The 270-nt window shown below is 48.1% G+C and carries 1 pseudogene; it reads left to right on the plus strand.

The features are described 5' to 3' along the window. Positions 1-7: 7 nt before the first annotated feature. A pseudogene (locus A3773_RS18455) lies at positions 8-270 on the plus strand (C4-dicarboxylate ABC transporter); the annotation flags it as partial.

The raw sequence follows: 270 nt of genomic DNA on the forward strand, positions 1-270 counted from the left end.
TCAAGATGTGCAAGAAATGGTAGCTCAATCCGATACTGGTGCACGTGCCCCTTCAGGGCTTCCTGGTCGCATCTTATGGTTTGTGCCGCTATGTTGGTCACTGTTCCAACTTTGGTACGCATCCCCTTTGCCGTTCATTTTTAACTTTGGCGTACTCAACGATACTGAAGCGCGTTCAATTCACCTAATGTTTGCAGTATTCCTAGCATTTACTGCCTATCCAGCAATGAAAAACTCGCCAAGAGACCGCATCCCAGCCGTTGACTGGCT

This window comes from Neptuniibacter pectenicola (genome assembly GCF_001597735.1).
In the GTDB taxonomy this organism is placed as follows: domain Bacteria; phylum Pseudomonadota; class Gammaproteobacteria; order Pseudomonadales; family Balneatricaceae; genus Neptuniibacter; species Neptuniibacter pectenicola.